Annotated in this window: 21 protein-coding genes; 5 read left to right on the plus strand and 16 right to left on the minus strand. The window is 36.7% G+C overall.

Going from position 1 to position 24451, the window contains the following annotated elements:
* Positions 1-245: 245 nt before the first annotated feature.
* The 4 genes from EO766_RS16280 to EO766_RS16295 form a co-directional block, all read right to left on the minus strand.
* The gene (locus tag EO766_RS16280) at positions 246-3473 is read right to left on the minus strand and encodes a T9SS type A sorting domain-containing protein (RefSeq protein WP_074419247.1); all 3228 of its coding nucleotides are present in this window, start codon (positions 3471-3473) and stop codon (positions 246-248) included.
* 28 nt (positions 3474-3501) lie between these two features.
* Positions 3502-4035, minus strand: coding sequence for a Riean_0653 family protein (locus EO766_RS16285; protein WP_074419246.1), 534 nt, complete (start codon positions 4033-4035; stop codon positions 3502-3504).
* A gap of 257 nt (positions 4036-4292) precedes the next feature.
* Entirely contained in the window at positions 4293-4892 is a 600-nt protein-coding gene (locus EO766_RS16290; protein WP_074419245.1) for a Riean_0653 family protein, read from the minus strand.
* 142 nt (positions 4893-5034) lie between these two features.
* Complete coding sequence (locus EO766_RS16295) at positions 5035-5181, minus strand: hypothetical protein (RefSeq protein ID WP_179853195.1); 147 nt, start codon at positions 5179-5181, stop codon at positions 5035-5037.
* A gap of 228 nt (positions 5182-5409) precedes the next feature.
* On the opposite strand from EO766_RS16295, the gene dinB reads away from it, so the two are divergent.
* From dinB to EO766_RS16310, 3 genes are all read left to right on the plus strand, one after another.
* Positions 5410-6558 (plus strand): DNA polymerase IV, encoded by a 1149-nt coding sequence (dinB, locus tag EO766_RS16300; protein WP_074419244.1) that lies wholly within the window; start codon positions 5410-5412, stop codon positions 6556-6558.
* A gap of 113 nt (positions 6559-6671) precedes the next feature.
* Positions 6672-7310, plus strand: coding sequence for a peroxiredoxin (locus tag EO766_RS16305; RefSeq protein WP_074419243.1), 639 nt, complete (start codon positions 6672-6674; stop codon positions 7308-7310).
* A 107-nt stretch (positions 7311-7417) separates the two neighbouring features.
* Entirely contained in the window at positions 7418-8692 is a 1275-nt protein-coding gene (locus EO766_RS16310) for a metal-dependent hydrolase family protein (RefSeq protein ID WP_074419242.1), read from the plus strand.
* Positions 8693-8750: 58 nt separating this feature from the next.
* Here EO766_RS16310 and EO766_RS16315 read toward each other — a convergent pair whose 3' ends face one another.
* From EO766_RS16315 to EO766_RS16340, 6 genes are all read right to left on the minus strand, one after another.
* Positions 8751-9479 carry a LytR/AlgR family response regulator transcription factor gene (locus EO766_RS16315; protein ID WP_074419241.1) on the minus strand — a complete coding sequence of 243 codons (729 nt, stop codon included), beginning with the start codon at positions 9477-9479 and terminating at the stop codon, positions 8751-8753.
* Positions 9480-9483: 4 nt separating this feature from the next.
* On the minus strand, positions 9484-10536 hold the full coding sequence (locus tag EO766_RS16320; RefSeq protein WP_081298650.1) for a sensor histidine kinase: 1053 nt from the start codon (positions 10534-10536) through the stop codon (positions 9484-9486).
* Positions 10537-10540: 4 nt separating this feature from the next.
* Positions 10541-10900, minus strand: a complete 360-nt coding sequence (locus tag EO766_RS16325; protein WP_074419240.1) for a DUF4288 domain-containing protein — start codon at positions 10898-10900, stop codon at positions 10541-10543.
* Between the two features lie 126 nt (positions 10901-11026).
* Positions 11027-11971, minus strand: a complete 945-nt coding sequence (locus EO766_RS16330; RefSeq protein WP_074419239.1) for an NAD-dependent epimerase/dehydratase family protein — start codon at positions 11969-11971, stop codon at positions 11027-11029.
* A gap of 73 nt (positions 11972-12044) precedes the next feature.
* Positions 12045-12794: a LiaF transmembrane domain-containing protein gene (locus tag EO766_RS16335; RefSeq protein WP_074419238.1), complete on the minus strand. Its 750-nt coding sequence runs from the start codon at positions 12792-12794 to the stop codon at positions 12045-12047.
* 215 nt (positions 12795-13009) lie between these two features.
* Positions 13010-13531 carry a DUF4337 domain-containing protein gene (locus tag EO766_RS16340; RefSeq protein WP_074419237.1) on the minus strand — a complete coding sequence of 174 codons (522 nt, stop codon included), beginning with the start codon at positions 13529-13531 and terminating at the stop codon, positions 13010-13012.
* Between the two features lie 150 nt (positions 13532-13681).
* On the opposite strand from EO766_RS16340, the gene EO766_RS16345 reads away from it, so the two are divergent.
* On the plus strand, positions 13682-14092 hold the full coding sequence (locus EO766_RS16345; protein WP_081298649.1) for a DUF4258 domain-containing protein: 411 nt from the start codon (positions 13682-13684) through the stop codon (positions 14090-14092).
* A gap of 45 nt (positions 14093-14137) precedes the next feature.
* Here EO766_RS16345 and porZ read toward each other — a convergent pair whose 3' ends face one another.
* The 5 genes from porZ to EO766_RS16370 form a co-directional block, all read right to left on the minus strand.
* The gene (gene porZ / locus EO766_RS16350) at positions 14138-16465 is read right to left on the minus strand and encodes a type IX secretion system anionic LPS delivery protein PorZ (protein WP_074419235.1); all 2328 of its coding nucleotides are present in this window, start codon (positions 16463-16465) and stop codon (positions 14138-14140) included.
* A 20-nt stretch (positions 16466-16485) separates the two neighbouring features.
* Positions 16486-17679: a transporter gene (locus EO766_RS16355; protein WP_074419234.1), complete on the minus strand. Its 1194-nt coding sequence runs from the start codon at positions 17677-17679 to the stop codon at positions 16486-16488.
* Entirely contained in the window at positions 17679-18329 is a 651-nt protein-coding gene (locus EO766_RS16360; protein WP_228733230.1) for an ATP-binding cassette domain-containing protein, read from the minus strand. Before EO766_RS16360 ends, EO766_RS16355 begins: the two co-directional genes overlap by 1 nt.
* Positions 18330-18343: 14 nt before the next feature.
* Positions 18344-20047: a DUF4836 family protein gene (locus EO766_RS16365; protein ID WP_074418511.1), complete on the minus strand. Its 1704-nt coding sequence runs from the start codon at positions 20045-20047 to the stop codon at positions 18344-18346.
* A gap of 75 nt (positions 20048-20122) precedes the next feature.
* Positions 20123-23101, minus strand: coding sequence for a serine hydrolase domain-containing protein (locus tag EO766_RS16370; RefSeq protein WP_074419250.1), 2979 nt, complete (start codon positions 23099-23101; stop codon positions 20123-20125).
* An 18-nt stretch (positions 23102-23119) separates the two neighbouring features.
* On the opposite strand from EO766_RS16370, the gene EO766_RS16375 reads away from it, so the two are divergent.
* A complete protein-coding gene (locus tag EO766_RS16375; protein ID WP_287101537.1) occupies positions 23120-23368 on the plus strand; it encodes a hypothetical protein in 249 nt (82 codons plus the stop codon).
* 60 nt (positions 23369-23428) lie between these two features.
* Here the strand turns inward: EO766_RS16375 and EO766_RS16380 are convergent, their stop codons facing one another.
* Positions 23429-23848 (minus strand): DUF5606 family protein, encoded by a 420-nt coding sequence (locus EO766_RS16380; RefSeq protein ID WP_074418512.1) that lies wholly within the window; start codon positions 23846-23848, stop codon positions 23429-23431.
* Positions 23849-24451: the final 603 nt, after the last annotated feature.

The raw sequence follows: 24451 nt of genomic DNA on the forward strand, positions 1-24451 counted from the left end.
CCTGGCCCGGCGAACATACCGGCGTAACCTGGCAACGCCATTATACCATTGTGCGCTTGCGCGATAACCAAACCATTATTAAAGCCACCAGTATTTGGGCATTGGTACACCGTGCTAATTTTCGCCCAAGGCGAATTGATGCGGCTATTCTGCAGGTGTTGCGGTAGGAAAATGTATTTAGATTAATCTATATACAAAAGGGTGGCTGACTTTTTGAACCACCCATAACAAACTTCATGAAAGGCTTAATATTTTATAATTTTTTTTATGATTCTTTTGTTTTTATCTGTTATTTCTATCAAATACATACCGGAGGCAAACCCATTCATATTGAAAGTATTCAGGGTGTTTACTTTTTGAATGCTTTGTAAAGTTTTGCCCGAAAAATCCATTAAATGAATCTGTGCATGCGCCCTATCAATGCTGTCTGCAGGTATGGCTACATAGAGTAAATTTTTTGCAGGATTTGGAAATACTGCAAATTTTTCAAGACTTTCATCCATTGCAATTCCTGATTGTACATTGCGCAGGCTCAGAGTACCGGCACAGCCATTAGAAGATTGAAAGCGATACCGTAAGCTGTTGGTACCACAAGCGTTGGTGGCATAGATGGGGAAAATACCCCATTGGTTAATATCTGTAAAATAAAAACGCAGGTTATTACCCGTTTGGCTCCAGGGTATGGAAGCAGAAGATAAGGAAGGCGTATCCCACACCACCGTAGCACCCGGTGAAACCTGCATATTGGTAGTTATGTATTGTAAGTAACAGGCATCATTATAATCGGTTTGAAAACGGCTATAGGGTTTTAACGGCTCAACGGGGTTGGTAGGGGAATTATACCAGCCTTGTATGGTGGGGGTGCCAACGCTAATTTGTTTAGAAATAGGATAAACAATACCCGTACAAGAATTAGAAACGGATGCAGTTAAGGTAACAACCCCATTTCCTGTTTTTGTAGCAGTAGTGGAATGCCCAGTTGTTGGGCTGAAAGAAAGAATATTAGGATAAGCAGACCAAGTTATAGAAGCAGGTGAAGGTGCTCCGGAAAGTGAATATATTTCACTGTTGCAATTGGATAAATTACCAGAAATATTGAGGTTACCCGGGCAAATTTTTGCACAAGTATAATTCGCATCCTGGTTTTGTAATATCCAATTGGTATTCTCCTGAGTATAGGAAATGTGAAATTGGTTTACTTGCGGAGCATAATAATTTGCTACCTGAGTAGGGATATGACAATTAATAATATCGCAAACTGAAGAACGATAATATTGGGTAGGGTTATCAAATGCTAATGAACTAACCGTTGGCACAAAGCAAAAATTCGGCTGATTAATAACTGTTTGAACGTACCCACTAAAAAAGCTTGGTAGTGATTGTTGGATTTTATTTTTATCAAAACCATATTCAGTCAAATTATAAGTGCCTCCAGGTGCATTGTCTAATGCAAGCATATCTGCAGTTGAATTTACATGTGCTTTTATAAAATAATTGGTAACATTAATTAATCCAAGTATTTTCTTTTTACTGTATAAATCACCCCTGTAAATTTCACTTGTACCACTTACTAGAATGGCATTCACTTTAAAATCAATTCCTATCGAAGATTTTGTAGCGAAAAGGGATAATGGAAATTGCCAGAGAGCTGCCCATGCATTAAATGTGGAGCTGCCATTGTATCCGTTGATTAATCTTAATGCAATTGGAGAGGTAAATAGCGACATTAATTCAGCTCTCCATAAACTGCCAAAATAGGTCATGGAATGATCTCCACTTATTTGTGCAATTGTACTATTGTTATCAGGAAAAACAGGTGCACCATTACAACTGCCATTACTTAAAGTTATGTTTTTACAGTTTAGCGGCCATCCCATTGTATTTAATTCATTCATAAAAGAATTGTGCAAAAAGTTGTCTGCCGTTAAAGTTTCTCCAATCAAAGAATAATTCTGAATCAACATTTGTTTTGCAGCCGGGGAGTTTAAAATACTCAATCCATCATTTACCGAAGGAAATAAATCAACCCATCTTATAAAGGGAAAACTTCCACCAGCATTAATAATTTGCCAAGGTGCTAAATGTTGTACCATTGCTTGTGCACCAACGGGTACATTAGCACCCCAATGAGGCGCATCGTGGCTAATGAACAGGTGCGTATCATGATTAATGTTATTTAATTCCATGTCCCGCAATGCATAGCGTGCCACTAGGCCTCCCATGCTCATACCAATAATTACATTTTTTTCTGTAATTCCATTTGTTGACTTTTGTTTATTTATCCGGTTTATCAACTCTTCTAGTAAATAGGCATTGCGTTGTATATAATCAGTGCCGTTTTGCCAATGTAAAAATATTAAATCATAGGAGTTTATATCATCTAAACCATAATCAAGAGTAATTGAATTTAGATAATATAAATCACCGTAGTTGATATCAAACTTTATTCTTCTCAAATATTCACCAGTATATGTAAATGAACCATCCGTGTCAAATCCTTCTATTACAATCAAAGGCTTTTTTATAAAACCGCTTGTATTGTTTACTGATAAATCTATAATATAATCCCCTTCTGCTGCTGCTCCTAAGTATATTTTAGTAGATTTAAATTTAATAGGATAATATGGATAATGGCGTCCATACGTAAAAGCTTCGTGCAAATAAGGTGGGCCATAGCCCTTGAAATTGTGAATAGTGTTCATATTTTTAGCATAATAACCTGGATTATTGCCATACACTACTATTTTGGTATGAGCATATTTTTTAGAATTGTCTGTAAAAGTAATTTGAATGTTTATATTGTAAAAACCAGCAGTATCGTAATATACCGTAAAAGCTGTACCAACATTTACCATTTGATAAATTCCAATACCCTTTGGGTCGACTTGTATTGAGCTGATGGTTTTACCTGTATTACCAAAAAACAAGTTGTTTCTAAAGATAAACTGGTTATTACCTATATTAGCGGCTTGCCTTATAGGAGCAATGGCAAATAACTCATTATTTATATAAGGGCTTTGGTTACGGCCATTTACATCAAACAACTGGTTGTTGCTTACATAGATTTGGTTGTTATTGATGGCATTGGGATCAATGCTTTGATAATTGTAGTATAAACACGCAAAGCTAATTGGGTCTGATGGAGGGGCATACTGGTTGAATAACTTATTTATAGTGTCTAAATACAACAAGCCTCCATTGTTGTTTATTTGTTGGCTATATAAACTGGCGTATAGCATCCGCCATTCATCCAATGCAGTAAAATTACTGTCATGAAATGCTGTGCCAGTATAGTTGTCTAAGTTTAAAAAATCAATTCCATAATCCCTAAGTAAACCGGTGGTAATTGGTATTTTGTTTATATTGGCAAATACATTATTCATTTTGCCATAATATTGTGTAGTGTCATAAGTTTGTGAATAACCGGTTACAAAGAAGTAATATGCAATGAATAAGAGATAATACTTTTTCATAAAATTGATTTTAAAGATTTAAGAGATATTATTGATATTTTATATCGAAACGACCATCTGTTACTTTTAAAGAATCACAGTTTGATATTGGGATGGTACAATTAAAAAGCCCTGAAACTATCTTTTGTGATAAATCTATTTTGCTCAGGTTAATACTGCCATAAACGGCTCTAACTTGAGCAACATTAAACATTATTCCTAAGCATGTAGAATCCGTTAAATATGTGGCAAATATGTTATCAGAATTCAATATATACTTACCGATCTTAATGTTTCCTTTAATTTGCAATCCTAATGATTCAAAATAATTTTTTATTTTAGGTTGCCCACAAATATTTAATGTATCATTTATTAAACTTGCTCCTGTGCAATAGGGAGGTCCATAATATGCGATAAAATTTTGTCCATTAATTCTACAGGCAAAAATATTAGCTCCTGTTTGTGTAGCATTGGGTAAACCATAAGGGTTATCGGGTGCAGGGATATTTGTGTTTTTACAACCGCTGCAACTTTGTAAAAGAAAATTTACAACTATAATAAATAGGAATAAAAGGTGTTTCATAAGTTAAATATTTTAAGGTTCAAAAAATCAATACCATAATCACGCAACATGCCGTTAGTAATGGGCGTTTTATTTACATATTGAAAAAAATGTAGTTCATTTTACCATAATATTGTGTAGTATCATAAGCTTGCGCATTCAGAGTATTTAAAAAAGATTCATTGCCATCATTAATACAAATTGTGTTTTTTTCATAATAATTGTTTTTAATTATGATTGAAGGAGGCAGATGGCAGTCTGCCTCCTCTTTTTATTGATTAAGGAAATTTTTTATTTGCTACGGTTTTCCAATTAATGTCGAATCTTCCATTATCTACAGTAATTGTATCGTTACCAAAGCGTTGTTTTAACTTCCCATTAAATGTTCCTGAAATAATATTATTTACAGTATCAAATTTTGTTATAGAAGTTGAACCCGAACCAACGTAAGAACCATACCATTCATATTTGTTTGTTTTTGGGGCAATAAAAACACCGTATAATTGACTATTGTATAATGGAAATGCTTCGCTACCGTATTCTGTTTGTTTCCATTCGAAATTCGTTGCCCCATTACTAAAAAGATTATATAGATACAAGCAAATAAAAGTCGCAGGAGAGTTGGACCCGCCTCCCGTTTTTATCCTAACTTCTTCCCTAAATTCAGTATAAAGAGCAGGAAGTGGAAAAGGATTATTCCAAGTTGGTACCCCACTTTTGGGTAGCATAGCTACACCATTTACTAAACACCCAAAGGTATTAGCCCCGGTATTGGTTATCGGTGGTAATAAACTTAACTGGTTTACACTTTTTTTGCAGCTAATTATTGCAAAACATGCAGTTATAATTACAATGGAAAGGAGTTGTGTTGATTTCATAAGTAAGGTTTTAAGCTTTCGCTATAAAAATATAATTAATTTTCTGTAATACATATCAATTTTAAATGTTTTTTAATAAATTTAATATAGGTAGTATATTGTATGCTTTATTTATAATTTATAAGAAGCAGTAAAATTGCCGTCAGGTACTGCCGTGCCGGTATAGTTGTCTAAGTTTAAAAATCAATTCCATCACATCATCCCTCAGTAAACCGGTAGTAATGCGTGTTTTGTATATATTGGCAAATACATCATTTATTTTGCCATCATATTTTGTGGTGTCATTCATTTGTAAATACCCGCTTATTCAAAATCTCTATACAATGATTAGTTGATAATACTGTACATTTCACTACTTTAATTTTTTTTAATGATGTAACAAAATTGCTTTTTATTCTTTCTTTCAGTTATTCACTAAGAAACATAACATACACACATTTTAAACATTTAGGGTAGGATAAAATGACTTGTTCCCACCTTCTCCTGACATCTCTGTAATTTAGCTGCTGTTATTTTCATGAATCAGCCTCAACGTTATATTGCACATTTTGATTTGGACTCATTTTTTGTGAGTGTGGAAGTCATTAAAAATCCTGCATTGCAACATCAGCCTGTTTTGGTAGGGGGTAGTAGTGAAAGAGGGGTAGTGGCTGCCTGCAGTTATGCAGCTCGTAAATTTGGTATACACAGTGCCATGCCCATGAAGCGTGCTTTACAGCTTTGCCCCCAGGCAATTGTGTTGCCCGGTTCTTATAAAGAGTATAGCCGTTTCTCTAACCGGGTTACCGAAATCATTGCCCTTGCCGCACCTGCCTTTCAAAAAGCCAGTATTGATGAGTTTTATATTGATTTAACGGGGATGGATGCCTTTTTTAATCCCTTACAATGGACGATTGATTTGCGGCAGCAAATAATTACTGCCACCGGTTTGCCTATTTCTTTTGGGTTAGCTACAACCAAACTTATTGCCAAAATTGCTACTGATGAAGCTAAACCTAACGGGTACCTGTTTGTGCAGCCCGGTAAGGAAAAAGAATTTTTAGCGCCACTGCCCATTCAAAAGATTCCCGGTGTAGGTAAACATACTTTGCCAGTTTTGCAGCAAATGGGTATTCATTTCATTAAAGATATATTGCAGTTTACACCACAACATTTAGAACAAAAGTTGGGTAAATGGGGGCAAACCCTTTACCACATTGCTACAGGTAGTTACGATTCGCCTTTGGAAACGGCGTGTGAAGCCAAATCTATTTCTACCGAACAAACTTTTGCTGCCAATACCACTGATAAGGCTTTTTTGGAACAAAAACTGGTACAAATGACCGAAAAAGTGGCTTATGAATTAAGGCAGGATGCGCAGTTTACCGGTTGCCTTGCCGTTAAAATACGTTATGCCGATTTTACTACTACTTCTAAACAAACTGCCATACCGCTTACGTTTTGTGATGATGAATTAATACCGGTGGCCAAACAACTGTTTCAACAATTGCATCAACCTAACCTTCCGGTACGATTATTGGGCGTACGATTAAGTGCTTTAAGCAAACACGGACAAGCACCTAATTTGTTTAATCAAATCAACACCAAAGCCAACTTATACAAAGCAATTGATGCCGTAAAAAACAAATATGGTACTTTTGCGCTGCAAAAAGGAAGAAGCCTGTAAAGTTAAATTTTGATGAAGTGTACATTTATTAATCTACTGAATTGATAGAGTATTTATCTTTGCGCTTTCTTTTTCACCCAAATTAATTTGTTAACCATTAAAAATATCGTTTTATGAGCTTACGTTTAGGCGACACAGTTCCCAATTTCAAAGCAAAAACTTCTATTGGCGACATTGATTTTTATGAATACCTTGGAGATAGCTGGGGTATTTTATTTTCACATCCTGCGGATTACACACCTGTTTGTACGACCGAATTGGGAAAAACGGCGTTATTGAAAGCAGAATTTGATAAGCGGAATACAAAAGTATTGGCTTTAAGTGTTGATGATGTGGAAAGCCACAAAAAATGGATAAGCGATATTGACGAAACCCAGCATACCCATGTTGATTTCCCGATTATTGCGGATGAAGATAAAAAAATAGCTACTTTATTTGATATGATTCATCCCAATGCATCTGAAACACATACTGTACGTTCATTATTTATAATTGGGCCTGATAAAAAATTAAAATTATTTATCACTTATCCGGCCTCTACCGGCCGCAACTTTAATGAAGTATTGCGTGTGTTGGATTCATTGCAATTAACTGCAAAATATAGTGTGGCAACACCTGCAAACTGGAATCCTGGTGAAGATGTAATTATTGGTTTGGGAATTAAAACAGAAGATGCACCTGCTAAATTTCCTAAAGGTGTAAAAGTGGTAAAACCTTATTTGCGTTATACCCCACAGCCTGATAAAGATTAATACCTTTTTTCATCATACTTGTAATAAGGCCCTGTTTATTCAGGGCTTTTTTTGTGGGGTTACTACTTTAATTCCTTAACTTAACCCCTTTAAACAAACAAATTGATATGAAAAAAATGCTACTCCTGACACTGCTATTTTATCAAATGGCGGCTGCCCAAAAAACCATTATTTACTGCGGCAAATTAATTGATGTAAATAAATTATCGGTACAGCAAGACATGTCCGTTATTGTGCAAGGCGATACAGTTGCCGATATTCAAAAAGGTTTTGTCAATGCAGGGCCTAATGATAAAGTAATTGATTTAAAAAAATATACCGTTATGCCGGGTTTGATTGATGCACATGTGCACTTGGAAAGTCAAACCAGTCCTGATGCCATGATGAAACGATTAACTCAAAACCCTGCCGATATTGCTTTTCAGGCAGCCGTGTATGCCAAAACAACATTAATGGCAGGCTTTACCACTGTGCGTGATGTAGGCGGCAGTGGCGTAAATATTGCGTTGCGTAATGCGGTTAATAAAGGTTTGGTGATTGGCCCCCGGATTTTTACGGCCGGCTCTATTATATCTACTACCGGTGGTCATGGGGACCCTACCAACGGATTAAGAGAAGATTTAATGATGATGCCACAATTGAATGAAAATGTGGTAAATGGCAATGATGAATGTAGAAAGGCTGTTCGGCAGCATTATAAAGATGGCGCCGATTTAATTAAAATTACTGCCACCGGTGGTGTATTAAGTTTAGAGAAAGATGGAGCAGGTGCGCAGTTTACAGAAGATGAAATTAAAACCATTGTAGAAACAGCGAAAGATTATGGTATGCGGGTAGCTGCACATGCACATGGCCCTGAAGGCATGAAGCGGGCTGTATTGGCAGGTGTAACTTCTATTGAGCATGGAACATACATGACGCCTGAAATAATGGAACTAATGAAGGAACGAGGTACTTATTTAGTGCCTACCATTATTGCCGGTATATCAGTAGCCGATTCAGCCACTAAAATGCCCGGATATTTTCCACCGATTATTCGTGCAAAAGCCATTCAAATAGGTTCGGTTATTCAGGCTACTTTTGCAAAAGCATACAAAGCCGGTGTAAAAATTGCTTTTGGTACGGATGCCGGTGTGTACAACCACGGAAAAAACTGGATGGAATTTGGTTATATGCACGAAGCAGGTATGCCTGTTTTAGAATGTATTAAAGCCGCTACCGTTAGTGCTGCCGATTTAATTGGGGATACTAAAATTGGCAGCCTTGAAAAAGGAAAAATGGCCGATGTAGTGGCGGTATATGGCGACCCTGTGCAGGATGTGAATGTAATGGGCAAAATTGTATTTGTGATGAAATCAGGTAAAGTGTACAAATCAGAATAAGCAGGTAATATTTTTTATACAACGGAATGCCATGATGCGTCAACGGCATTCCGTTTTTTTAAATACCCAGAACAGTTTTTAAGCGCGTATAGCCGGTTTTGCTCACAGGTAATTGTTGGCCGGTATTCAATATGGCAGCATAATTTTCTTTTTCGTATAATTCAATTTTGGTTATGAGCTGCAGGTTTACAATATAAGAGCGGTGTATTCTGGCGAATTGCTGCTGAGAAAGAGTTTGCTCAAAATACTGCATGGTTTTTTTCTTTAAATAATATCCTTCTTTAGTTACTATTTTTACGTAATCATCAGCCGCTTCTAAATAGTGTACTTGTGTAACCGGTATAATTTTTATTTTTGTTCCATCCTTTACTACAATCCGATTGGTTTCCTGTGGTGTAGGTGCCAATGTTTCTAACAATATGCTTGTATTGGTGTTGGCATTATGGCTTAGTACTTTCTGAATGGCTTTATCAAACCGTTCGCGGCTAAAAGGTTTCAATAAATAATCAATTGCATTTTGTTCAAAAGCTTTAATGGCATATTCTTCAAAGGCAGTTGTAAAAATAATGGCAGCATTCGTTTCTACTAATTCCAATAATTCAAACCCGGTTATTTTGGGCATTTGTATATCTAAGAACAATAAATCGGGCTGGTATTGCTGTATTTGTTTAGCTGCTTCAAAGCCGTCGCCACATTCGGCTTGTAAATGAATAGAAGGATAATGTTGCAAGTACTCTTTAATGATACTGCGTGCCAGTGGCTCATCATCTATTATAATACAATTCATGGGTTTAGTTCGTTGTATTTATTTTAAGTTGTGGAATCAACAAAGTTGTACTAAAGGTGGACTCAGTTTTTTCAATGGTTAATAAATCATTTCGTCCAAATAACAGCCAGAGTCTTCGTTTCACTGCCGATATTCCAAAGCCTGTTCCGGGCAAAGTTACAGCTGTGCTGGCATCATAGGGATTTTGAATTGTAATAATTAACTGGCCATTTTCATTTATTGCTTGTATGTTAATGGTAACCTCACCAATGGTATCATATAACCCGAATTTAATCGCATTTTCAACCAAGGGTTGCAATAACAATGAGGGAAGTGTTAACGGTAAGGCATTGCTGTTTGCCTGAATATTGGTTAACATTCTATACCCAAAACGTACCTGTTCAATAGAAAGATACAAACCAATATAGGATAATTCTTCTTCTAATGTATTCCAATGGTCTTCTTTACGCAATGTGCCTCTCAAAAACTCAGACAATTGTTGTATCATTTCTCTGGCTTTTTCAGGTTGTACAGTAGTTAATGCGCTAATGGAATTTAAACTATTAAATAAAAAATGGGGTTGCAATTGTTGGCGCAATTTAGATAGTTCTGCTTCTTTGGCTAATTCAGCAATACTCTGCTGTTGGGTTTCTGTTTTTAACCAATCTATTTGTGTGTACCAAATTAAACCGGCTAATGTAATGCAGCCCATCATCAAGAACCCAAATGCAAAGCGCAATAATAAGGTAGTTTTTAGTAATTGTATATAAGCTGCATTACCGGCAAAAATATGCTTTAGTATGAATTGTATCACGATGACCCATGCTACGCTTAATACAAAGCTTACTACAATAATGTACCAGTATTTTTCTTTTTTGGGTAAATAGTATCGTAGGTTATTGATCACCAACCAACAACAGGCAAACAACAAAATATTTCCTACAATGCTATCTGTAATAGCGATTGCGGAACTTATTCCGGTTATTAATAAAATGTTCCATTGCAATATTATCCAAACCAGCCACCAGAAAATGAGTGCTGGTACATTTCCTTTGCCGTGTAAAAAAGATTGGGTCACTATATTAGTAAATGGTTTGTGTTTGTAATGAATTGGCTTCTACAACTTGTACTGCTTTTTTGTGGGTAATATATAAATAGTTTTCTGCATTATCAACTTCTTTAATACAGGAGGCAATTTCAATTCCATCTGTCGGCGATTGAATATCGTATAAAGCCGTAATGGCAATAAACTGCCACTGCACCGGCTGTTGGTGAATGTTCATAAAACAATCTTCTTCTGCTTTACCCAATACAATAGCCTTTTGTAAAGCTTCTTGTTGGTGAGTGGCATAAAACAATCTGATTTGTTCATCAAATTGCGGCGTATGGTTTCCATTTCCACAAACAATTCTGAAAACCATTTTTGCAATATAGCAGTTCATGTGGTTCTGTTTGAAAGATATATAATATAAAATAACTCAATGGTTTATTTAGCTATTCACCTATTCTCCATTCATCAACGACAACATTCTGTTCAGCACTTCACTGCTGTTTGTTGTAAATAGCTCTTATTTGTTGATATGCTTCATTTGTAGCGCTGTAATGGTTTGTTTAACTGCTTCCTGATTAGAAGTTGGTGTATAATTGAAATACCTGTTAAATTTAGAACTGTCAAAATAATAATCCCTGTCATATTGATAACACATTTCACTCAACTCTCTTAATATTGGGATGAACATACCCAGTGTTTGAATGCCCCATTTGGGTAATACCTGGTATTGATGTTTTGTATGCATCTCTTCAGCAAATAATTGTATCCATTCTTCACCGGTAATTTTTTGCGTATCTGTAGGCAGGTTCCAAATTTGATTGTAAGCAGACGGCATATTACCCAATAAGGCTGTTCCTTTGCCTAAATCAGGTGTATAACCCATGCTGTGTATTACTTTGGCATTGCATACCCATTGTGCTTTCTTCCCTAATTTTAAATTTTTGTACACCATTGTCATGAGAATACTTTTCTGAATAACGCTGCCAAAAAAATCAGGAGCACGGGCAATGATGGCATCTAAGTTTTTACTTTCTATACTATTGAGAATCAGTTTGTCTACTTCAGCCCTTACCTTACCTTTTTTACTGGTAGGACTAATAGGCGATGCTTCAGTAATGTGGTTTACATAGTCTCCGCCAATGGCGTATACGTTATCAAAGAAAACTAATTTGCAGCGGTGTTGTACACAAGCATCTATCACGTTTTTAACTAATGGGGGCCACATCTGTTGCCAAATTTTGGTATTGTATTCGAGGCCAATTAACAAATAAACAATAACACTGCCTTCTACGGCTTTAAATACTTCTTCCCGGTTGAAAAGATTGGCTGCTAACAATTCATCTGTTTCATTTACTTTTTTTGGGTTCCTTCCTACTAATCTAATATCTGGAGTGAATTTTGGCAATTCTTTTGCCAGTTCTATACCAATGGCCCCACCGGCACCTAAAATAGTTTGTTTCATTTTATTGATTTGTTGAATTCATTTATAGTCGGATGTTTATGTTTAATGTGAATGTTACCCTATGGCTGCACCGTCAGTAACTCCTGATTTCAATACCTGCAAATACGGCAGATCCTTTTAAAATGAGTACTTTATTAGGTGTATCTGAAATGATGGTATTTTGATTACGTTTATCATCTACACCATGAAATACGCCATCCATTTCGTTTTTAACAGTCCAGCTTTTCGGCACAATCAATTTCACACCCCCAAAAACTGATTCTATTTGCAGGCAGGCCGGTTCTTGCATGTCGGCTTGTGTACAATCTATTTCAACACCGCCAAATACACAGTTAATTTTACCGCCTGAAAATTTTTTTGAAATAACACTGCGTTGCACACCACTAAAAATTGAATTAATGTTTAAGAAATCTTCTTCGCTGGTAATTGGTGTTGGCGTATCGGCGATTGTACTTTTATAATTTTGCTCATACCGGAATCTTCTACCACATCCGTGATTGATTTTTTTAGGTTTTACAATAAAAATAATACCTAAGCCAATTAAAAAGGCAGGCCATAGATATTGATGAAATGTAGCATTAGCTAATTGCTGATCAATTAGAAAAAAGCTACCAATGCCAACTATAATAATCCAGGAAAAATTTTGGAATCGATGTTTAATACCCGATAAGATGCCAATAGCAATCAGTAACATTGGCCAGGAAAAAATCCAGTCAGGGATGGGATAACCCATTTTGTTAGCCAATAACAATAATCCGCCAATAATAAAGAAGATGCCCATGTAGAGCCGGTTGCTTTTTTGTTCGTATGGATGATTCATCATGTTTTTTTTATTGATGAGTCAAAGCTAAATACTTTCATCCCATACGAAAATAGTAGTTAGGTATTTGGAGGTAATTGGGCGGTAAATGCCTGAAAAACATAGGTAGATGAATGAAAATACTGTTAATTTCATTCATTCAATGAAGTTCTTGTACCAGAATTAATTTTTATTCTTTAGTATCATCAAATAAAAATAGGTTACGCAGCAAAAGTTAATTAAAAAATACTACTAATAAAATAAAATAATCCTGCAATAGCAATGATTAAACTACCCCACCATAAAATACTTTTTTTAGTAAGAATAGAAATTGCAGAAATAGCAATTGCTACTTGAAATAATGTAACAGCTCTGGCCAATAACATATGTTTTTCAAGGTGCGCCTCACTACTTTCCTCAAAAGAACTTGCTTTAGCTTTTATAGCATTGCTTTCCTGTAAGGTTTCATCTACTGTTTTGTGGCTTGTAATTGAAGTAGTTGATTCTAGTTTTCTAATTTCGGCTTTAATTGTTTTTGCCTGATAGTAAGCCCATTGGTCGGAGGCCTTTATTTGGTCAATCATGGCCTCATTGGAATGATGACCAGCCATTAAACTGGATATTGCTGCCAGTACTGCCATTAATGCAGTTGATATAGCAATATACATTGAAAAATGCGAAGGTTCTTTTTCGTTGAGTTCTTCTACTTTTTCTTTGATGGTTTCATGCAAATGCTCGGTAGGTACTTCTATCTCATCCATAATAGTATTTTTAAATTAGTTTTGACAAATTGTATCTATGCAACACCTGTTCAAAATTACTGTAATGTTGATTGTACGGAATTGTTTATTTTGCCTTATAGGATTAATAATTGATTAAAGTACAATGTCCATTTTCTTAAAAACAAGGTTATGCGGAAAATTCTTGTTGTTTTCATTTTGCTAACAATGGCATATGCTGGCACTATAGGCTGTCAGCAACCCCAAAATAATCAGTCAAAACCGCACTATAATGATATTAAACTGAGTAAAGATGCCGGGTTTAATTCTAATCCCAAAATCATTCGTTATTCACGTCATGCCAGATGCAGAATGGAATGCAGGCATATTACAGAGAATGAGATAGGTGAAATAATACATAATGGTAAAATTGATTACCGTAAAAGCCAGTTACAGGCCGATAATTGCCAAAAGCGTTACGCTTTAGAAGGGAATACAAACGAAAACCAATACCTGCGGGTAATAGTAGCCGAATGTGGTGATGTGTTAACCGTTATTACCTGTATTGATTTAAAAGAGGATTGGCCCTGTAGCTGCCACTAACGGTATATCCTTGATGTATTAACATAAGTTTAATAAGGCCTTGAATTACCTGCCACTAATTATTACAATTTTCGTTGCTAATTTTTCCTGTCCAATTAACTGGTCGCGTATCAATACTAAGTAAACGCCACTGGCTACTTTTTCGCCTTTATAATTTAATCCGTTCCAAACGGCTTGTCCGCCCAATGCTTGTGTTTGATATACCAATCTGCCCGATAAATCAGCAATTTTCACCAATGCATTTTCGGAAACCCCTCTTATGGCAATGGTTCCGGAATAGCCGGGAGGAACTGGATTTGGAAACACTAATACACTATCGTTGGTAGTAGTACCTTCTGTTGCAGTGCTTCTATAGCTTACAATACCCGTAAAGGTGCTGATGAATACTTCGCCGGTATTGGGATTAATTACTAATTTTTGAACATTATTATCTGGCAAGGGTGAATTGGATGCAGTAAAATGCTGAATAATTTTATCGCCTTCGGCTGAAACCAGCCATACACCATTATTAGTGCCTACCCACTTTCTGTTAGCGCCATCAACAGCAATACATTTTACTTGTTGGCCTTGAAACAAATAACCCGCAAAAAGGTCTTGTTGAATAACGGGCCAAACGGCATCGCAAGGTTGTTGAAAATAATTGGTAGCACATTGTATTACTCCAATGCCATTATCGGTACCAATCCAGATAAATCCGTTTTTATCTTTTGCCAGGCAATACACATTATTACCGGGTAAGTTTCCTTTGCCAATACCGGTTTGTAACAATTGCCATTGGTCATCATTGGTAGCATCAATACTATTTCCATAATTATAACAAAGCAAGCCGTTGTTTTTGGGGCTTATTATCCATAACTGATTGGCATCATCTACCACAATTTGGCTCAGTGCATTTTCTGCTAAAGTAAAAGGAACCGAAAAACCTTTAAAATTGCCATCTGCTTTTAAAACCTGTAAATTTTGTGCAGCACCATAGTTGCTTATCCATAAATTATGTTGCGTATCAAAAGCCAAACCGCTAATGCGGTAACTACCAGGGTCGCCAATTGTGGGTTGTAGGGTGGAGTTGCTTTGCTTATATATTTGAATATTGTTTCCATTTATGTGCACCAACCCGCCACCGTAACTGCCTGCCCAAATACTTCCATCTTTATTATCAGTGGCTAAAGTAATAAAGTCGAGTGTGGTATCTAAAACCGGATTAGTATATGCACCCACATCACTCCATATACCATCTTTCAAAAAATAAATACCATTTCGGTTATATTGATAATTCCAGGCATCGTTAACACTGCCGGCAGCTACATATAATGTTTGTTGGGTAATAACCATATCGCCACTGGCAGGCCCTAATGGGCCATTGGGAACATACCGTTGATAACTGTTATTACTAAAGGCCGATAATCCTGCATAATAATCTGCAATCCAGGTAGTATTATTAGCAATAATCGCATCCTTCGGAAAGGATACTACGTTGGGTACTGCAATGGTATTGATTATATTTGCATTTGCTGCTAAAGTAATTACCCTGCTATTACCTGAAGCCGTTCTTTGGCAAATTAACAGGTTATTACCCGATGCTTCCATTTTAGTAATTGGCCAATTATTATCAGCATACCACAATACCCAGTTATTGTTGTTCCATACGTAAATGGTATTTTGTAATTGTGCATAAAGTAAACCATTGGCAACAACTATATTGTTTACGGTACCGGCTGGCAAGCCATTGGTGCCACTCATGTTTGACCAGTTGCTGTAATTGGCTAAGTTAGTGCCAGCAGCCGGTGCTGTTTTTAAACCCTCATCGGTAGCAGCATACAACTGATTGTTAGATTGAATACAGGCATTGATGTTTATTTGATTGCCATTGCTGCCAATTATCCAAGTATCTTTTATGTCGTAGTTCTGCAGGTTAACCACAACAATGCCCAGCCCGGTTGATAAATAAGCAAAACCGGCATTGCAGTATATAGAATGAATGGTTTTATTGCCGCTGATATTGCTTCTTTGAATATCGCTGATGTTGGTAACGATACTTCCTTTTAGTACATCTATATTGCTGCTGTTATAGGCAATTACCAATTGCTGTGTAAGGTCATCCCATCCAATTGTACTTACACCCATATCGTTAAGGCCGGTTACTTTACTATATCTTTCTATTTCATTGTTGGCATCAATGCTAAAAACATTATTGGTTGTTGCACAATACAATTTATCACCCTGTACTACTGCTGTTGCATTTTTGTAATTAAAATGCTCCCGCCAATAGCCAATGGGTTGTAAGCTGCTTTGTGCCAAGCTTTGTATGCAGTATAAACATAACAGCCAACACCATTGTAAACGTTTTATGTAGAATGCGTTACTGTATAACATGCTTTAAAAGTAAAAGAGTATCAATTGTTTTCTTTTTGTATATAATGTTGAATGGTAAAGAAATTGACAATCCACAAAATTCCTAAAAATAATACTGCTGTGGTAAAGGTATATACCGAAAGCATATTGCTGATGAACATATATTGTTGTTGCAGCCAACCGGCAACGGCATATTGCAGTATGCCAATAATCAATACTGCACCTGTAATAATAAAAATATTGGGAGGAAAAAAACGGTGCATTAAAAACTGCCTTAATTGTTTTGGTGCTGCACCCAAGGTAATGAGCAATTGTATTTCATTCTTACAAGATGCAATGGTTAATTGAATAAACAATGAAAAGATGAGTAGTGCAAACAGTAATAAAATGATACCGGTAATCCAACTAATGCGCACCACCATATTTACAATTTGCCGGTATTTGCTAAAGCGGGTTTTATCGGCATCAGTAGTGAGTTGGTGTGCTTTTAAATATTGCACCAATGCAGGATTTCCGGGGTCTTTGGTACGAATTACCACTCTGGATGGTTGCAACACATTGTCGGTGGCATATTGTGAGTTAGCCCATTGCATAAATGATTCCGGAACCAGTAATGAAGTAATTCTATCGCTAAATCCAACTACTTTTCCTTTTAATGATACCATGCCATTGGGTGTTTGAATATTCACTTTAAACACAATCATTTTTACAATTTCCTGTGTTATCTGCGGCAGGTTTTGTGAAAGTGAAAATTGAAAATTATAAAAATCGAGAAATAAGTTTGGCGCAATTATAGGTATAATATCTTCTCCGGGTGCCCAATGCCATTGAGAACTGTCTACATCAATAAATGCTGCAGGTACACTTTCAAATGAAATATCGGTATAAAACGGAAACTGGCTGCTATAGCTTTGTATAGAGGCTTTGAAGCGGCTGGGCGTTAAAATACCTACTGCATCAACAAAAGGTTGTTTTTTAAAATCATCAATGGCTGAAGCCGATAAAGTGGTATTGCCATAATTGGCGTTGGTGAGTTGTTTATTTACTACTAAAAAGTTGGCTACACTATCCTGGTTGCTTTTACTGTGCAATAAATCGTTGTAATTGGCTTGTAACTGTACTGCAGATAAAATGAGTAACAGCGCAGCAGATAGCCCGATAATAGCCAGCAACAAACGTAATCTGCCCGATGCGGTTTTAATGATTTTTTTTAATATGCTATTCCATTCTTTCACTACAGTTGTAAAGTTTGGTGGTATGAAAAATGTGCATCTTCATCTAAATCGGTTAATATAAAACCGGCATTTCTTTTGGTACATTCTTCGGCAATCAGTACAGCGGCTTTTGCAGTGTTTTCACGGTCAAGGTGACTAAAAGGTTCATCCATCAATAACCAGTTAAAAGGTTGCATCAGTGCACGAATAATTGCAATTCGTTGTTGTTCTCCATAACTACAAATGCCTGTCCGTTGGTTTAAAATTTTACTAATCCCTAATTCTTTTGCCATTTCATCAATGATGTAAGAAGGATAATAGGGTTGATACATAACCCTTTTTAATTCAATATTTTCACGGGCGGTAATATTTGGGAATAGGCGCAGGTCCTGGAATATAATACTGATGTTTTGTTGGCGCAGAATAGCTAATTCCGCTGCATTGTATTGTTTTTGTTCCTGTTTGTTCCAGTAAATACTTCCTTCATAATCGTTACGCAGGTGGTACAATAAATGAATAAAAGTGGTTTTGCCTGTACCACTGGGTGCTTTTATTTTAATAAAATGACCGGATGCAAATTCCACATCTTGTAACCAAATATCGCTGTTACGCTTTTGTAGATTTGATTTTAATGGAACAGGAACCAGGTTTTCAATATGTAAGTGCATCATGTTGTTGCTTCAAATTACAGGCTGCCCAATCTGGAAGAAAAAGGAACATTGAAAATAGATTCATTGGTATCGCCGTCATTATTTTTTCTGGCATTCCTGTTTTTTTGCATTTGTTTAGAAATGTAGGGAAATAGTTGCAGTATGCTTACTAAACTGTTTTGCGATTCATTCTGCATACGCAGTACATAACTGCCTGATGTATTTGTGCCATTAAAGGGTACTCCTTTAATAATTACATCTTTAAAAGTGTGGTGAATAAGCGTGTTTGAAGCACTGCTGTCGGTGGCAATAACATCAATAATTTTTTCAATATCGCTATACACAAATGTATGGCTACCTTTCATTTGCTGTAAAATGTTATCGTTAAAAGCAACCGGTGCATTGTTGTTATTATAGGTAACCAATAAGGCAGTATCGTTGGTAATGATCATGTTTTTATCGTCAGTGAATAACGTTAAGTTTATGGCCCCCATTATTTTACCTGCTTTATAGGTTTTATTTTCTTTTACTACCCAGCCGGCTTCAGCAACTTTGTTCATAATAGTATGAAAGCTGGAAGGATTGCCAATTGGCATATTTATCAAAAATTTACCCCACTTGTGTATATCGGTTTTGTAACTTTTTAAATTCAGGTCAGAAATTACTAAAGCCATATCGCCCGTAAAGGCGTTGTAAATTGTTGATGAGGGTATACCAGTTTTGTCTAAAAACCCATCTACTAACGGTGCCACATCTAGCTCTTGTAAAACGCCATTAATAATTTGTGGATTAAATGCCATTAGCATCGCAAAATCAATATTTTTTGAAGGATAATGTTCAATCAGTTGTGTATTTACCTTGCCGCTTTTATAGGTTTCTAAAATTGCTTTTACCAGTTTGTTGGGATAAAAATTAGTATTGGCTACAATTTTTCCTTTTTCAAAATTAAAAGTACCGGTCGTAATATTGTTATTGAGTAAATCGTTTAATTTGGGCAATTGCAACATGCCGGTATTAAAAGTATTTAGTGCATTGGTAGTGGTGCTGTAAAAATAGCCATCAGAAGGGGTTTTAAATAAATTCTGAACCAATGGTATTGCACTCATAGATGTGCCTGTACTTTCCGTATAATAGCGGTTTACTTCTTTTTTTAATTCATTAACCTTGCTAATTATGTCAGGTTCTTTTACCCGCATAATGCTGTCAGGAAATAACCCTTTGGGTTGTTCTGTGTAATCTTGCAGCGTAACTATCGCATTTTCTTTATTCCATGAAACAATACCGTTGCCATCCCATTGTATAAAAGCATAATTTTTTTCATGGTGTATATCTCTTCCTTTCAAATAATCAATACCGGTTAAGTAAGCCGAGAGCTTACCGCTGTCGGTAATTCCCATAATTAAGCTTATAAAATTGCTGTACGATTTGTTGGCATATACTTTTGTAGTTTTAAAAAGTATTACCCGGCTATTCCAGTTAATGCCCGCCTTCTTCAGTTGTTGATATTGTTGTAACAAATTGGTATTGCCTGTATCTGTTTTAATCAGTTTTTGAATAACCGAGTCAACTGAAATGCCTGCTGTTTCTAATTTGTTGTGTATTTGTTGGGTGTTTATGCACATAATGGTAGATGCATCATTGGGTATGAGTTTTAACTCTTTGGGTGTTTTAGAAGAGCAGGCGGCCAGCAGGCTAATGCCCAGTAGCACAATGCAATAGGAAAAAATATGACGTTGCATGAAGTGTATTTTATAATATGGTTGTAAAAATGTGGTAATTTTCTTTCAAAATCACATAAATATATAAAATTCCTTTCAATTCTTTGTAGCATGGTACAATACTTCCTGAATATTAGGTCGTATATGTAAATTAAACAATAAATTATTGTTGCGGGTAGGATTTACATGGTTGCTTAAGAAAATGTACACCAAATTTTCTTTGGGGTCAACCCACACACAGGTGCCTGTAAAGCCGGTATGCCCAAACGTAAGGGGCGATGCGTCTTTACACGGGTAGGGGTAAGGGTCTTTGGATGTGGCATTGTTTTTTTCAGGTTTGTCGAAACCCAGTCCTCGCCTGCTTTCAGCACTATTGTATGCAGTAAATTTATTAATTACCTGCTCCGATAAATAGCGTTTGCCGTTCATTACGCCCTTGTTCAATAACATTTGATATAGTTGAGCTAAATCGTAGGCATCACTAAACAAACCGGCATGGCCTGCAATACCACCCAGCATCGCAGCGCCTTCATCATGTACATCACCCCATATTTGTTGGTTTCTGAAATGCGTTTCTACCTCCGTTGGGGCTATTTCATCCAAAGGAATTTTTTTGCGGGGTGAAAAGGTGGTAGATATCATTTGTAAAGGCCGGTAAAACTGATCGTTTACATATTCATCTAAACGCTGGCCGGTTACTGCTTCTACTACTTTAGCCAATAAAATAAAATCATTATCGCTATACACATAATGCCCGTGTGGCAGTAGTTTGCTTTGCATAATGCGGTGTAGAATAGTATCCTCCCAATTGTTACGCAGGTATAGGTTTTCAGCTACTCTTATCTGGTGGTTAGCATCTTTTTGTGTAGAAAAATATTGTGGTAAAGGCATGCCCGTTACCGAGTCAATTACTTCTTTATAAAAACTGATAAAAGGTACTAAGCCTGCCTGATGCAATAATATATCTTTCAACACCAAACCGGATTTGTTGGTGCCACGTGCCACCGGTAAATAATCGCCTAAGGTTTTATGGATATCTACCTTTCCTTCATCTACTAATTTCATGATAGCTACTGTAGTGGCCGATACCTTAGTTACCGAAGCTAAGTCGTATACTGTTTGTAATGTTACCGGTATCTGTTTATCAAAATTCGTATAGCCAAATGCTTTGTGATACACTACTTTCCCATTTCTTGCCGCCAATACTTGGCAACCGGGATAGGCGCCTTTATCAACACCCTCCTGTGCAATACTATCTATTTGTTGAAGTATAGCAGCATTCATGCCCACTGCCTCAGGCGTTGTTGCAGGAAACCAATCATTGTACTGCAATCCGGTACCGTAAGGCAAAGAAGTACAAACAGAAACCGGCAAAGTTCCCTTGGCTGTTAAGTTGCCTGTTAGCCATTGGTAAGCTGCCAATTGTGTATCGTAAGTATCTTCATTGCAAGCTAACAAATTGGGTGCTTCACAAACATTGGCAATGGCATACGGATTACCAAAAATGCATACAATACTTTGTGGTAACTGTTGTAATTGGTTTAACAGATATACTGAAGGATTATCTATTCCAAAGTTATGGGCGGGGCGGCGACTGTAATTGTGTAAGCCAACAATAATGACATCATAATTGCCCGAATGGATGCTGTTCAGTAAAAGATTGGCAGCCGCCGTATCTGATTTTGTCTGCGGAATGGTGCTGTTTAAATTATCCATGACTTCTTTACCCACAGTTTGTTTATCTGCAAAGGCATAGTAGGCAGCGCCAAAATGGGTTTGTAATTGTTGAGCAATGAATGGCATACCATTTGCACCAATAGATACATACGCAATTTTTTTATGCTGTTGTAAGGGGTGTAAAGCGGCATTGTTTAGCCTTAATAAAGTAATTGCCTGTTCCGCTAATGCTTTGTTTAGCGCTGCAGTGTGTTGGTTTAAATCATTAACTAAGTTTGTAGTGTCAATAGGTCTACGTTGTGCTAATCCCATATTGTATTTCACTAATAACACTTTTTTCACTCTTGCATTAATATCATTCCAGCTTAATTTTTTTTGCTTGATGGCATGTAATATCAGTTCAATGCTACCCGGTACATCGCCGGGTAAACATAGCATATCATTACCTGCAATAAGCGATTGTAAGGCTGCCTCGCCGGCAGGAAAATATTTGGCAATACCCTGCATTTCTAACGCATCGGTGAAAGTGATTCCTTGAAAGCCCAATTTGTTCTTTAATAATCCGGTAACGGCATTTTTAGAAATGGAAGTGGCAACATGCTCCGTGCTGTCAATGGCCGGTACAAACAAATGGCCCATCATTACACTACCTACCCCGGCTTTAATCAGCGTTTTAAATGGGTATAATTCCAATGATTCTAATTGAGCCATACTTTTATTAATAGCGGGTAGGTCTTTGTGTGAATCAACTGAAACATCGCCATGGCCGGGAAAATGTTTGGCACAAGCCATGATGTTTTCATCCTGCATTCCCTGCATAAAGGCGGTACCGTATAAAGCTACTTTGTATTTGTCTTCTCCAAAACTTCTGTCGTTAATCACCGGGTTCTCAGGATTGTTGTTAATATCAACCACCGGTGCATAATTTACCTGAATACCCATCCGTTTGCATTGTTCGCCCACTGCTTTACCAAACTGATAAATGAGTGGTGCATTATCACTGATAGCACCCATGAGCAATTGGCGTGGAAAAGGTATCACGCTATCTAACCGCATGCCGAGCCCCCATTCGCCATCAATACAAATCAATAAAGGCGTTTTGGCCAGGCTTTGATAGTAATTGGTAAGTAAAGCCTGACGTACGGGCCCTCCCTGAAAAAAACATAAGCCACCTACATGGTACTGTTGTACCAATTGGGTTACTGCCTGAATATGGTCAGCACCTAAATTACTATGGGCACGTACAATCATCAGTTGGGCAATGCGGTCTTTTTTATTCATTTTTTTAAAGGTGTGGTTCACCCATTTGTCTGCTGCTTTGGTGTGTGCATAAAAATTTTGTGCCTGCAATGAACAACTGATAAATAAAAACTGTACAACAGCTAAGCATGTTTTCATATTCAAAAAATAATTTTTATGGTTGGATGGATGGTTGTGTTTTGTATTAATTGTATTGGCCTGTGTAGGGGTAGAAAACAATTTTGGGTGATACGTGAATGTGGTACGCATATTTTTGTTAAGGTGATGCCGGTTTACAAACAACCTGATACGGTAAATAATATTAAAGTTAAGTTGTACTGCCCATTGGCAGTGGCCACAATTTACCAAAAACAGGCAGAAAGCCGAATTATTTTGCAGGAAAATACAGGAGTGGTGGGTAAATAAAACGCCATACAATGATGTGGTACGGCGTAAATGCAAAAATAATTTTGGATGAAAAGAGTATTAATCCCCTATGGCTGCTTCCTCTGAATCGGTATGTTCGGGTAATTCAATGGCAATATCATTTTGTTTGATGATGCCGAACCAACGCACCATTTTTTTCATATCACTGGTATATACCCGGTCAAAATCCATTTCCGGATATACTTTTTTGAAATAGTTGAGAATGGCCTTTGGGTCTTTATCGGAGGGGATGATTTCAGCACTTTTTTCCATGGCCTTGAATACTTCTACTAAATTCACATTTTCACGGATGGTAAAGATTTCAATGCTTTCAATATGCGAAAAATTATGGACACGACTGCTCACAAATTTGGTGGTATTGTCTTCTAATGAGCGAACAATAGCGCCATCTGTTTTACTGCCTACCAGTTCAAACAAACCACTCATACCTGAAATAGCTATTAACTTTCTATATTCCATACTTCCTTTTTTATTGGCTGCAAAGTAAAGGGAAAGATGTAAAAACAATCATAAACATTTTTAGCTGCCTTTTTTTGTGTTAGGCATAATGGGTGGAAGTATCTTCTCATTCACCTCGGGTATTGTTGTGTTGATGAATGTACCATTTATACTAAAAAAACTGCAAAACTGGCAGCAAACAAAACCGATACCTGTTCGATACTAGTTCGGTTTTCAACGCTGTTGAGTCGAACTTGTCTCGAATCATTCTCGAAGCAGGTAGGTAGGAGAGAACAGGTTAATTTAATGACGAATTGGCAGTTTAATGATATCTCTTGCCTTTCTTTGTTCAATGTATTACTTATAGGAAATGAACAGTGACCCCCGGCTTTAAGAGCGTGCACCTGAGGTATCCATCCCTCTCTTCTGCACATGTTTCGCTGTGCAATTTGCTGATGCACAAATTGCACCACTTACTGCATTCAGTTTAGTAGCACCAATAAATTTGGAATGGAATTAGCTTATGACAAAACCAATTCCGTTGCAGGCACAACTTATGCCAATGCACAATACAATGGTAACATTACAGGTACAGTATGGAAATCGGCAGGTGATGCCACCAAC

Source organism: Hydrotalea sp. AMD (genome assembly GCF_004100315.1).
Lineage (GTDB): Bacteria > Bacteroidota > Bacteroidia > Chitinophagales > Chitinophagaceae > Hydrotalea > Hydrotalea flava.